A 12,597-nucleotide genomic window follows, 5' to 3' on the forward strand; every position below is an offset into this window, starting at 1 on the left:
GAAATCAATGACTTGCAGCCTACGAAAAGTTGGCACGGTCGTTGCTGTACCTCAGCAGGCATTCATCCCCATCCGAGGTCGTACCGATGTCCGTGGAAAACGTTGAGAAGCTGATCAAGGACAACCAGATCGAGTTCGTCGACCTGCGCTTTGTCGACATGCGTGGTGTCGAGCAGCACGTGACCTTCCCGGTCAGCATCGTCGAGCCGTCGCTGTTCGAAGAAGGCAAGATGTTCGATGGCAGCTCGATCGCCGGCTGGAAGGGCATCGCCGAATCGGACATGGTGCTGCTGCCGGATACCGCCAGCGCCTACGTCGACCCGTTCTACGCCGATCCGACCATCGTGATCAGCTGCGACATCCTCGATCCGGCCACCATGCAGCCGTATGGCCGTTGCCCGCGCGGCATCGCCAAGCGCGCCGAGGCCTACCTGAAGTCCTCCGGCATCGCCGAAACCGCGTTCTTCGGCCCGGAGCCGGAATTCTTCATCTTCGATTCGGTCCGCTTCGCCAATGAAATGGGCCACACCTTCTTCCAGGTCGACTCGGAAGAAGCGGCATGGAACAGCGGCGCCAAGTACGACGGCGCCAACAGCGGCTACCGTCCGGGCGTGAAGGGCGGTTACTTCCCGGTGCCGCCGACCGACACCCTGCACGACCTGCGCGCCGAGATGTGCAAGACCCTGGAACAGGTCGGCATCGAAGTGGAAGTGCAGCACCACGAAGTGGCCACCGCCGGCCAGTGCGAGATCGGCACCAAGTTCAGCACCCTGGTGCAGAAGGCCGACGAACTGCTGCGCATGAAGTACGTGATCAAGAACGTCGCGCACCGTAACGGCAAGACCGTCACCTTCATGCCCAAGCCGATCGTCGGCGACAACGGCAGCGGCATGCATGTGCACCAGTCGCTGTCCAAGGGCGGCACCAACCTGTTCTCCGGCGACGGCTACGGCGGCCTGAGCCAGCTGGCGCTGTGGTACATCGGCGGCATCTTCAAGCACGCCAAGGCCATCAACGCCTTCGCCAACTCGGGCACCAACAGCTACAAGCGCCTGGTGCCGGGCTACGAAGCACCGGTGATGCTGGCCTACTCGGCCCGCAACCGTTCGGCTTCGTGCCGCATTCCGTGGGTGTCCAACCCGAAGGCACGCCGCATCGAAATGCGCTTCCCGGATCCGATCCAGTCCGGCTACCTCACCTTCACCGCGCTGATGATGGCCGGCCTGGACGGCATCAAGAACCAGATCGACCCGGGCGCACCGAGCGACAAGGACCTGTACGACCTGCCGCCGGAAGAAGAGAAGCTGATCCCGCAGGTCTGCTCCTCGCTGGACCAGGCGCTGGAAGCGCTGGACAAGGACCGCGAGTTCCTGAAGGCCGGCGGCGTGATGAGCGATGACTTCATCGACGGCTACATTGCGCTGAAGATGCAGGAAGTGACCAAGTTCCGCGCGGCCACCCACCCGCTGGAATACCAGCTGTACTACGCCAGCTGACCGGTGGCGATGGCGGTGGGCCTCCCCCTCCCACCCGCCGCCATCGCTTCCGTCTTCGCGGCTGGGGAGCCGCAGGGCGGGCCCCGGTCCGCCGTGGTAGAGCGGACCCCGACCCGCCGTGGTAGAGCGGGCCGCTGGCCCGCTGCAGTAGAGCGGACTGTTGGTCCGCTGAAACAGGGGCAAGAGAGACCGGATACGCGACCAGGGCCGCCCTCCCTCCCGCGTCGGTCGTGCAAGGAGAGAGGCACGGCCGTCCCGGCCCTGTACGTGTCCGGTGCAACAGCCACGGCCATCATCCTGATGGCCGCTGGTTGCCTGATGCCAACGCGCGCTGGCGCGCTGGCCCCATCCACCCTCGGGACATGCGCATGAAACTGATCTCCGCCATCATCCGGCCGTTCAAGCTCGACGAGGTCCGCGAGGCCCTCTCCGACGCAGGCGTGTCGGGCATCACCGTGACCGAAGTGAAAGGCTTCGGCCGCCAGAAGGGCCACACCGAGCTGTATCGCGGCGCCGAGTACGTCGTCGACTTCCTGCCCAAGATCAAGATCGAAACCGTGGTCACCGACGAGCGTGCCGACGCGGTGATCGAAGCGATCCAGTCGTCGGCAGGCACCGGCAAGATCGGTGACGGCAAGATCTTCGTCACCGCCGTCGAACAGGTCATCCGCATCCGCACCGGCGAAATCGGTGCCGACGCGCTGTAACCCCTTTCCGGAGACTCCCCCATGAAGATGTGCCTTCTCACCGGGTGGCAAGCCCGGTTCCACTTCGTGTGCCTGTTGATGCTGCTCAGCGCGCTGGCCGCCGGTGCGTGGCCGGGCAGTGCCCACGCGCAGGTCCAGGTGTCGCCGCTGCCGAGCGAAAGCGTGGCGGTCGAACCACTGCAGGACCCGGTCGCTGCGGCCGCCGCACCGGCCGCGGCTGAAGCCGCCGCGACCTACGACCATGGCGACGTGGCCTGGATGCTGACGTCCACCCTGCTGGTGCTGCTGATGGTGGTGCCGGGCCTGGCGTTGTTCTATGGCGGCCTGGTGCGTTCGAAGAACGTGCTGTCGGTGCTCAGCCAGATCCTGGTGGTGTTCTCGCTGGTGCTGCTGCTGTGGGTGGCCTATGGCTACAGCGCGGTGTTCAGCACGGGCAACCCGTTCTTCGGCTCGTTCACCGAATTCGCCTTCCTCAAGGGCTTCACTCCGGAGTCGGTCGGCAACACCCCGATCAAGGGCCTGCCGGATTACCTGTTCGTCGCCTTCCAGTCGACGTTTGCTGGCATCACCACCGCGCTGATCGTCGGCGCGTTCGCCGAGCGCATCAAGTTCCGTGCGGTGCTGCTGTTCTCGGCGCTGTGGTTCACCCTCAGCTACATCCCGATGGCGCACATCGTCTGGGGTGGCGGCTACCTGAGTGAGATGGGCGCGATCGATTTCGCCGGTGGCACCGTGGTCCACATCAACGCAGGTGTGTCCGGTCTGGTCGCCGCGTGGTTCGTCGGCAAGCGCCTGGGCTATGGCCAGACCGCGCTGAAGCCGCACAACGTGCCGTTTACCTATATCGGCGCGATGCTGCTGTGGGTCGGCTGGTTCGGCTTCAACGCGGGTTCCGCCGCTGCCGCCGATACCGTCGCCTCGCTGGCCTTCCTTAATACCGTGCTGGCCACGGCCGCTGCCGTACTCGGTTGGACGCTGGTGGAAGCGATCAGCAAGGGCAAGCCGTCGGCACTGGGGGCTGCCTCGGGCGCAGTCGCCGGCCTGGTCGGCATCACGCCGGCCTGCGGCACCGTCGGCCCGCTCGGCGCGATCATCATCGGCTTCGTCGCCGGCGTGGTCTGCGTGTGGGGTGTGACCGGCTTGAAGCGCCTGCTGAAGGTGGACGACACCGCCGACGTGTTCGGTGTGCATGGTGTCGGCGGCATCGTCGGCGCGATTCTCACCGGTGTGTTCAGCGCGCAGTCGCTGGGCGGCACCAAGGCCGATCTGGATATCGCCCATCAGGTCTGGGTGCAGGTGGTCAGCGTCGGCCTGACCGTGGTCTGGTCGGCGGTAGTGACCACGCTTATCCTGCTGGTGGTGCGCAGCGTGGTCGGCCTGCGCGTGACCGAGGAAGCAGAGCGCACCGGCCTGGATGTGACTTCGCACGGCGAGTCCGCGTACGAGGCCTGAAATAGCGGCCGAGCTGCTGCATTGATGTTGTGGGTGCCGACCGTTGGTCGGCACTTCTACCGGTCTGGTAGGTGCCAAGCTTGCTTGGCACTGGGTCTGGGTCTGCTCTGGTGGGTGCCGACCACTTGGTCGGCACAGCGGGTAGACCATCCACGCATGGCGTGGATCTACCGCATCCTCTCTGGTGGGTGCCAAGCTTGCTCGGCACGGCAGCATGCATCATCGCGCCTGATCGCGCACAATCGGGCCATGCACCCGATCCGCACCGCCCTGATGCTCTCGGCCTGCCTGCTGCTGGCCGCCTGTGCCTCCGCGCCGCAGGAAACCCGCAACCCGCTCGCCACCTGGGTGCCGTCACCCAACCAGAACGCGCGCACGCCCGTCATCATCGTCATCCATCACACCGAGCAGAAGTCGGTGCAGCAGAGCCTGCGTACGTTGCGCACGGCCAACAGCGGTGGACCGGTCAGCGCGCACTACCTGATCGGTGCCGATGGCCATCGCTATCAGTTGGTTGCCGATGAGCGCCGCGCCTGGCACGCCGGCGCCGGGCGTTGGGGCACTATCACCGACCTCAACTCGGCATCGATCGGCATCGAGCTCGACAACGATGGCCGCAGCCCGTTCAGTGCGGCGCAGATCGAATCGCTGATCGTGCTGCTGCGCGATCTCACCGCCCGCCTGAACATTCCGCCGCGGCAGGTGATTGGCCATGCCGACCTGGCGCCGACACGCAAGCAGGACCCGAGCCGCTTTTTCCCGTGGCAGCAGCTGGCCGAGGCTGGATTCGGCGTCTGGCCGCGCGCTGCCGACGGTGCGGCGCCGGAAGGCTTCGACGCGTGGAGTGCGCTGGCCCGCTTCGGCTATCCGCTCGACAACCGGGACGCCGCCGTCGCTGCCTTCCACCGCCGTTTCCGTGGCCGCGACGACCTGCCGAAGACACTGGATGCTGAAGACGCCCGCATCCTGCATTCCCTGCTGCTGCAGACGCCGTGAACCATGCCTGGCGCGTTCGCAGCGCAGGCATCTCCATGCCGTTCCCGCTCCCCGGTAGTGCCAGACCATGCCTGTCATCCTCTGGCGATCACCCCAGTCCCAGCGCATCGCGTAGCGCCACGATGTGCGCGCGGCCAACAACCAGCTCGCTACCGTCGCTCAGCACCAGCCAGTAGCGGCTGCCGGAACCCGCATGCAACGTACGCACGTGCCGCAGGTTGACCAGGTGCGATCGATGGCAGCGGACGAAATCCTGAGGCAGTACCGAGGCCAGTGCAGTCAGGGATTTGTCATGCAGCTCGCTGCGGCCATCGCGCATGCGCACCTGGCTGTAGTCGCCATCTGCCGCGATCCACATCACCTCCGAGAGCTCGACGGTTGCCGTTCCCTGCGCACGCCAGATGCCCAGGTAGCGTGCCCGGCCTGAACGCATACCGCTGGTATCGAACAAGCGTTCCAGCGCCTGACCAAGGCGTTCGCGCGAAAAGGGCTTGGGAACGAAGTCGAGTACACCGTGTTCAAATGCCTGCAGCGCACGATCACGGTGGGCCGACACCACTACGCACTGGTAGCGGCCGGCTACCGCACGCCGCAGCAGTTCGAAGCCGTCCTCGCCCCCAAGGTTGAGGTCCAGCAGCAGGCCGTCGTAGACATTGCGCTGCAGGCGGTCGCCGGCTGCCTCCAGATCGGCCACGGCATCGAAGCGTGCGCGCGTTCCTGCCAGCTCGGCGCACAGCCGCTGCAGACGTTGGCGTACCAGCGGTTCGTCTTCAACGATCAGGATGCGCATGTCAGTTCGATCCGTCCGCACCATTGGTTGCCGTCGATGCCTTGCACGAAGCTCCATCCGCCGGGGCTGGCGGCCGCCAGACTGGCTTCGATGTAGCGCGTGCCCGTGCCGCGACCGCGATGCGAGGATGAGCCGTGCGCGCTGTGCAGTTCCAGCACCCAGCGTCCACCGCCGCGCTGCACGCGCAGACGGAACGGGTGCTGCGCGCATGCCAGCGCACCGGCATGCGTCAGCGCGTTTTCCACCTGTGCATGCAGGATGCCGGGCGGCAGCAACAGCGGCGCATCCTCGCCATCCACGTCCAGCACCAGGGGCTGGCCCAGTGCCTGGCCAACGATGTCCAGATGGCTGCGGCACAGGGCCAGCTCGTCCTGCAACGGAATGCTCTGCCGGCTGCTGCTGTCACGCAGCCGATCGAACTGATCGGCCAATGACTCCACCAGGCGGCTGGCACGCGAAGGTGCCTGCTCGATCAGTTCCTGCAGACTTGTGAGGGTGTTCATCAGCCAATGTGGCTGGATGCCTCGCTGCAACAGCTGCAATGAAAGCCGTGCGCGCTCTTCACGCAACAACGCGTTGTGCCGGTCCAGTGCCTGCAGTTGTACCGCGTGACGCAGCAGCAGGAACACCATCAGTACCGCCAGCAGCAGGAAGTACGGTCCGTCAAGGAAAGCGCCGCGCGCGACCAGCAACGCCAGCAGGCCGGCCAGCAGCAGGACCAGGATCGGCCATCGATCCTCTGTGTCGCCGCGCGCACGCAGCAGCAGCGATGCCGAAGCGAGCAGGCTCAACAAGAGCACTGCCGCCGAGCGGGTGTCAAAGCCAGGCAGGACGATGGCGAGCACCGCGATCACGGACAGATAGACGAAGCACCCGGCACGCGGAACCGCCACCTGGAATCGCCGCGCCAGATAGGCTGGCAGGAGCATGGCCGCGGCTACGTGCAATGCCAGCAGTGCAATCAGGCGCGGGACATGCCACGGGTAGTCATACCCCAGCAGGGAGCGCCACGCTTCCACTGCAGGCAACGCCAGTCCCACCACGCCCAGTGCCAGCAGAAGGCGAGCGCCGGGCGTGCGGGTCTGGCCACGCAGTACCGCCAGGAAATACAGGCTGGCTGCCGCCAGTGCGCCGATGGCGAAGGCCGCAACCAGCCATGGCAGGATGATCTGGCCATACAGCACAGCTGCGGGCGCGATCAGTGCCATCGCGTCGGCGCCATGCAGGGTGAAATGTTGTCGCTGGCTGGATGCAAGCACGACCAGCTCATCGGTGGCATTGCCAGAAGCGGGGGGAAGCACGTGGACAAGGTCGATGCGTCCTGGTTGTTCTTCTTCAGCGGTGCGGCCCACGACGCCATTGCTGATCCAGGGCGTGCCGTTCCAGTACAGCTGGCTGGCAGCGCGCAGCGACAGCCGCAACGTGCGGTCATGATCGTCGGTGCCGGTTGGCGCCGGCACCTGCCAGCGCAGCCAGTACGGGCCGCGCCACTGCGCCAGCAGCTGCTGATCCAGCGGACGCCAGGCCAGGTCCTGCGGCGGCCGCGCAGGCAGGGGGCTGGATGCCCCGGCGTCCGCAGGTGCCATCTGCGCCCCCTGCACGAATACCACGCCGGCGGGTGGCGTCGACACGACCAGCCATGCGGCCACCGCCGCAAGCAGCAGAGCAAGAACAGCCAGGGTACGTGGGATCTGCATGGCGGCCATCGTATCGGTTGCGTGGAGCCATTGGACCGCCTTTTGGAGACGTTCGGCAGGCGGGTGCCCCCACAGCCCTGTGATCGAGCCGATGCTGACCGCGCACGTCCCTCCTTTGGAGCCCACCATGAGCCGCAACGCCTGCACATCGTCCAGCAGTCCCCATCCTCGTCGCTCTGCCCTGGTCGCCACGGTGGCCACGTTCTGTCTGGCGCTTGCTGCGGCCATGCCGGCGCAGGCCACGCCTAGGGCATTGGTGTTCGAGCCGTACACGCTGCAGACCAGAGCACATGGCGCCATCCCTGCAGAGATCGCCGTGCTGGAAGTGCCGCGCCGACACAGCGAGCCGGACGGACCGCGCATGGGGCTGAAGGTGGTACGCCTGCGTGCAACCGGCGGCGATGGCCGCAGCGCCCCCGTGGTTTATCTGGCCGGTGGCCCGGGTGGTTCCGGCATCGATACCGCGCGCGGCCCGCGCTGGCCGGTGTTCGACCAGGTCCGACGCGAAGCCGACGTGCTGCTGCTCGACCAGCGAGGTGCCGGTCTGTCTGAACCACCGCCGGAGTGTCCGCATGAAACCCGCTTCGACGATGGCCAACCACTGCAGCGCGATGCGGCCCTGGCCGCATTGCAGGCGACGGCTGCCAAGTGCGTGGAATTCTGGCGTCAGGCTGGCGTCGATCTGGGCGCCTATACGACCGCCGAGAGTGCCGATGACCTGGATGATCTGCGGCGCGCACTGGGTGTGCCCAGGATCAGCTTGTGGGGCATGAGCTACGGCACCCACCTGGCGCTTGCGACGGTGCGCCTGCACGGCAAAGATCTGGAACGCGTCGTGCTGATGGGCACCGAAGGCCCCGATGACACACTGAAGCTGCCGCTCAGCAGCGATGCGCTGCTACAGGAACTGACGCCACTGGCCCGCAGGGACGGCTTCGATGATCTGGCCGGATCGGCAAAGCGCGTGCTGCAGGCATTGCGTGAGCAGCCGCGACAGGGTCGCAGCCGCATGCATGACGGTCGCCAGGTGACCATCGGTGAATTCGATGCGCAGATCCTGATTGCCAATACTCTTGGCCAGCGGCATACCCAGCAGTGGCTGCCGTTGATACTCCGCGAGGCCGAGCGCGGCAACTACGACCCGCTGGCCGATCTGGTGCTGATCGTGCGCGCACAGTTCGCCCAGTACCCGGCGATGGGGCTGGCCATGGACGTGGCTTCCGGGCAGAGCCCGCAGCGTCTGGCGCGGGTGGAGGCGCAGGCACGCGAAAGCCTGTTCGGCGACGCCCTGAACTTCCCGTTCCCTGCCATCGGCAACGGCCTGGGCCTGGCCGATCTGGGCGAATCCTTCCGCGGGCCGCTGCGCAGCGACGTGCCGGTGCTGTTCATCAGCGGCACGCTGGATGGGCGCACGCCACCGGCCAACGCCGATGCGCTGCGTCCAGGCTTCAGCCATGGCCGCTCGCTGCTGGTGCGCAACGCCAGCCATCACCACGAGCTGTGGACCGGCAATCCTGCCATTGCCCGCAGCATCGTCGACTTCCTGGCCGGTCGCATCGTGAACGATGCCGAGCTGGACGTACCGCCGCCGGTGTTCGCCACCAGCAACAGTGGCCTGCTGGGCAGTGGCGGACGCTGAAGGGAGAGCGTGGTGCCGGGCACCCGGCGCGTCCGGCACCGTGCTGTTTCCTCTACATTGGGGCAATGAAAGACATCATTGCCCCCCTGAACCGCACGAGCTTGGGCCTTGTTGCGCTGGCCGTGCTCGCCGGCTGCTCCACCACCGCTCCCCGCACCGGAACCGAAGTGCCGACGCCGGTCACGCCGCCCGCGGCCACCTATGCCAAGGCCGCATGGAGCGCACTGCCACCGGTCTCCGACAGCGACCTGCAGGCCGGTTTCGTCGCCTGGCGCAGCAGCTGCACCCGCCTGAAGAACGATGCGGTCTGGGCCAAACCCTGCGCCACCGCCGCGACGGTTTCGGACAAGGACCCGGCGGCGATCCGCCAGTTCCTTCAGCGCGATTTGGATGTCTATGCATTGCGTGCCGGCGGCCACCAGGCCGACGGGCTGATTACCGGCTACTACGAGCCGATCTACCCCGGCAGCCTCACCCGCACGGCTGCTGCCACCGTACCGGTGTACGGCACGCCGAATGATCTGATCGTGGTGCAGCTGGACAGCGTCTACCCGGAATTGAAGGGCAAGCGCCTGCGCGGGCGCGTCGAGGGCAAGGTGCTCAAGCCCTATGACGACGCCGGCACCATCGCGGCCAAGGGCGCCAAGGCGCCGGTACTGGCCTGGCTGACCGACCCGATGGACCTGCAGCTGCTGCAGATCCAGGGGTCGGGCCGGGTGCGCCTGGGCGACGGCACGCAGGTACGGCTGGCCTATGCCGAGCAGAACGGCCACCCCTACCGCGCGATCGGTCGCTGGCTGGTCGACCAGGGCCAGCTGAAGAAGGAAGACGTCACCATGGATGCGATCCGCGCCTGGGCCCGGGCCAATCCCGCGCGCGTGCCGGAACTGCTGCGCAGCAACCCCAGCTACGTGTTCTTCGTGCGCAACCCGGACAGCCCGGAGGGTCCACGCGGTTCACTGAACGTGCCGCTCACCGCCGGCTACAGCGTCGCAGTGGATCGCAGCGTGGTGCCGCTGGGCAGCCTGCTGTGGCTGTCCACCACGCGCCCGGACGGCAGCCCGGTGGTGCGCCCGGTGGCCGCACAGGACACCGGCGGCGCGATTGCCGGTGAAGTACGCGCGGACCTGTACTGGGGCAGTGGCGATGCCGCAGGCAAGCTGGCCGGCGACATGAAGCAGAAGGGCAACATCTGGATGCTGTGGCCGAAGGGCGTGGCGCTGCCTGCGTCGGCCCGGTGAAGCACTCACCTGCGCGCTGCGAGGTCGGGCGATAATGGCGCCATTCCGAACTTTCCGACCGCGCCTGCGGCCAGGACCTCTGCAATGACCTACGCAAAGCACAACGCAAAACCCGGCGCGAAATCCGCCGCAAAGAAGTACTACAAGCACTGGGCCGAATCGGGCCTGGGCAAGGGCAACGTGCTGATGGAAGCCCGTGGCGAGAAGATCGTGCGCCAGGTGGAGATCTACGGCACCAAGATGGTCTGGGCCGACGAGCATGCCCACAGCGATGACCGCTTCCTGCTGGCCGACCAGCCGGTGTCGTTCCTGGATTTCGACGAAGACGACGAAATCTCCGCGCGCGAATTCGAAAGTGCCTGGAAGAAGGCCCGGGAGGCCACCGGCTACCCGGTGTAAGCCACCGCTCCACCCCGTTTTTGTAGAGTCGAGCATGGCTCGACTCCACATGGCAGACGCATGTAATGTTATATAATTACATTTCATCTGCGCCCGTCCACCCCCATGAAAACCTCCACGCTGGTGGCCACCCTCGCGGCGGCTCCGTTCGCCCCTGAAGCACTCGCACAATCGGCGGACGCCGCACTCACCCTCGGCAGGGTGCAGGTACACCAGCACGGGGAGGGCCAGCTGAGCGCGCACCAGGTGCTGACCTCGGTGGACGTGCTGGGCGCGGACCAGATCGAAGACCGAAACGTCTCGCACAGCTGGGAACTGCTCGGGCAGATGCCCGGCATCCAGCTCACCGAAACCCGGCAGGGTGCCGAATCGGGCAAGGTCAGCTTCCGCGCCTTCAACGGTGAGGGCTACCTCAATGCCATCAAGACGCTGATCGATGGCATCCCCAGCAACGTCAACAGCGGCAACCAGCGCTTCATCGACATGCTGTTCCCGCTGGAAATCAGCTACATCGAAGTAGTGCGCGGTACCAACGATCCGCGCTATGGCTTGCACAACATCGGCGGCAACGTGAACTTCGGCACGCGCCAGGGCGGCAGCTATACCGATGCGCGGCTGGCCTACGGCAGCTACAACACCCGTGATGCGCAGCTGGCGGTAGGCCGTGAAGCCAATGGCGTCGCACAGAACTATTTCGTCGGCACCCAGGCCAGCGATGGCTACCGCGACCACGACACCTCGAAGAAATATTCGCTGGGCGGCAAGTGGTTCTACGGCTCGCTGGACGAGGGCCTGCGCGTGGGCCTGACCGCGCGTGCATACCACCACGAAGCCGAAGAACCCGGCTTCATGACCGCCGACGAACTGCGCACGCATCGCCGCGGCAGCGACCTGCGCAACGGAAACGATGGCGATGACCGCGACATGCGCCAGATTGCCGCGCACCTGGATATGAAACTGTCCGAGAGGCTCACCTTCGGCACGCGGCTCTATTACAACCGCTACGAAGACGACCGCCGCGTGACCTTCAGCGACCTGCCCACCGGCAACCTGCCGCGCCAGCGCCGCGTGTGGGATGAGCGGCAGACCGGCCTGCTCAGCACGCTCACCTGGCAGGCCAGCCCCGCGCTTACCGTCGAGGGCGGCTTGAACTACGAGCAGCAGGACAACAGCTACCTCCGCGATCGCTACGCCTACGCCGAACCCACCGACTTCAGCCGTGCCCCGACACGGGTGCAGAACAACGACCGCCACAGCTTCGACAACTGGGGCGCCTACGTGCAGGCCATCTACCAGCCCGTCGAGGCGTGGAAGATCGTGCCGGCCTACCGTGTGGACCGCTTCAGTGGCCGTACCCACCTGATGAACGGCCTCAGCGCTCGGCTGCAGGATTACGGCAGCATCGGCCAGCCCAAACTGAGCGTCATCCACAGCCTGGGCGAGAACACCCACGTCTACGCAAACTGGGGCCGCACCTTCCAGGTGCTCACTGGATCCACCGCGCCGGCTTACCTCGCCCCGGGCCAGGCGCCGATGCATCCGTCCACCAACACCGGCATGGAGCTGGGCCTGAAGTTCCAGCCGTTCGCGGGCAGCCAGGCACGTCTGGCGGTATGGCAGCAGGATGCGGAAAACGAGGTGTCCAACATGCCGGCCACCGGTACCACGGTCACCTTGGGCAAGACCCGCCGACGCGGCGTGGATGCGCAGTTGAGCCTGCAGCTGGGCGACGACTGGACGGTATGGGCGTCGCACGCCTACCAGGAAGCGAAGATCACCCGCGACGACCGCGACGCCAGCATTTCCCTGCAGGGCCGCGAAGTGGCCGCCACCCCGCGATACATCAGCAACCTGGGGGCGGATTACCGCGCCAGCGACGCGCTTCGCCTCGGCCTGCAGGCACGCGCGCAGGGCGACTACTACCTTGAGGAGCGCAATGTGGCCGGAAAGTTCGGTGGCTTTGCCGTGCTCGACCTCAGCGCGGCCTATCAGATCAACCCACGCTGGAGCGTGGACCTGCAGCTGAAGAACGTTACCGGACGCCAGTACGCCTACGCCTGGTACGACAGCTTCTTCTGGGACAGCGCTCGCCCGATGTTTTCGCCGGCCCCTGGCCGTAGCGTGTTCGTCGGCCTCAATATGAAACTGTGACCCGCTCACGTATCCGGTAGTGGGCGAGC

10 protein-coding genes are annotated in these 12,597 nt (G+C 66.2%); 8 read left to right on the top strand and 2 right to left on the bottom strand.

Annotated features, from left to right (window positions below; all coding sequences use genetic code 11):
* Positions 1 to 86: 86 nt before the first annotated feature.
* From glnA to ACZK5G_RS00570, 4 genes are all read left to right on the top strand, one after another.
* Positions 87 to 1,496, top strand: coding sequence for a type I glutamate--ammonia ligase (glnA, locus tag ACZK5G_RS00555; protein ID WP_004153533.1), 1,410 nt, complete (start codon positions 87 to 89; stop codon positions 1,494 to 1,496).
* A 368-nt stretch (positions 1,497 to 1,864) separates the two neighbouring features.
* The gene (locus tag ACZK5G_RS00560) at positions 1,865 to 2,203 is read left to right on the top strand and encodes a P-II family nitrogen regulator (RefSeq protein ID WP_004134334.1); all 339 of its coding nucleotides are present in this window, start codon (positions 1,865 to 1,867) and stop codon (positions 2,201 to 2,203) included.
* A gap of 21 nt (positions 2,204 to 2,224) precedes the next feature.
* Positions 2,225 to 3,655, top strand: coding sequence for an ammonium transporter (locus ACZK5G_RS00565; RefSeq protein ID WP_478464958.1), 1,431 nt, complete (start codon positions 2,225 to 2,227; stop codon positions 3,653 to 3,655).
* A gap of 249 nt (positions 3,656 to 3,904) precedes the next feature.
* Positions 3,905 to 4,651, top strand: coding sequence for an N-acetylmuramoyl-L-alanine amidase (locus tag ACZK5G_RS00570; RefSeq protein ID WP_180844558.1), 747 nt, complete (start codon positions 3,905 to 3,907; stop codon positions 4,649 to 4,651).
* 88 nt (positions 4,652 to 4,739) lie between these two features.
* Here ACZK5G_RS00570 and ACZK5G_RS00575 read toward each other — a convergent pair whose 3' ends face one another.
* On the bottom strand, positions 4,740 to 5,441 hold the full coding sequence (locus ACZK5G_RS00575) for a LytR/AlgR family response regulator transcription factor (protein ID WP_346487194.1): 702 nt from the start codon (positions 5,439 to 5,441) through the stop codon (positions 4,740 to 4,742).
* Positions 5,429 to 7,138 carry a histidine kinase gene (locus ACZK5G_RS00580; protein ID WP_478464959.1) on the bottom strand — a complete coding sequence of 570 codons (1,710 nt, stop codon included), beginning with the start codon at positions 7,136 to 7,138 and terminating at the stop codon, positions 5,429 to 5,431. Before ACZK5G_RS00580 ends, ACZK5G_RS00575 begins: the two co-directional genes overlap by 13 nt.
* Before the next feature lie 127 nt (positions 7,139 to 7,265).
* Between ACZK5G_RS00580 and ACZK5G_RS00585 the strand changes: the two genes are divergently transcribed.
* From ACZK5G_RS00585 to ACZK5G_RS00600, 4 genes are all read left to right on the top strand, one after another.
* Entirely contained in the window at positions 7,266 to 8,777 is a 1,512-nt protein-coding gene (locus tag ACZK5G_RS00585; RefSeq protein WP_478464960.1) for an alpha/beta hydrolase, read from the top strand.
* Between the two features lie 65 nt (positions 8,778 to 8,842).
* Positions 8,843 to 10,018 (top strand): murein transglycosylase A, encoded by a 1,176-nt coding sequence (gene mltA / locus ACZK5G_RS00590; protein WP_478464962.1) that lies wholly within the window; start codon positions 8,843 to 8,845, stop codon positions 10,016 to 10,018.
* Between the two features lie 84 nt (positions 10,019 to 10,102).
* Entirely contained in the window at positions 10,103 to 10,417 is a 315-nt protein-coding gene (locus ACZK5G_RS00595; protein WP_032130155.1) for a hypothetical protein, read from the top strand.
* Between the two features lie 105 nt (positions 10,418 to 10,522).
* Positions 10,523 to 12,568, top strand: coding sequence for a TonB-dependent receptor (locus ACZK5G_RS00600; protein WP_478464964.1), 2,046 nt, complete (start codon positions 10,523 to 10,525; stop codon positions 12,566 to 12,568).
* Positions 12,569 to 12,597 lie beyond the last annotated feature (29 nt).

Source organism: Stenotrophomonas sp. 62841_Sma (assembly GCF_056482945.1).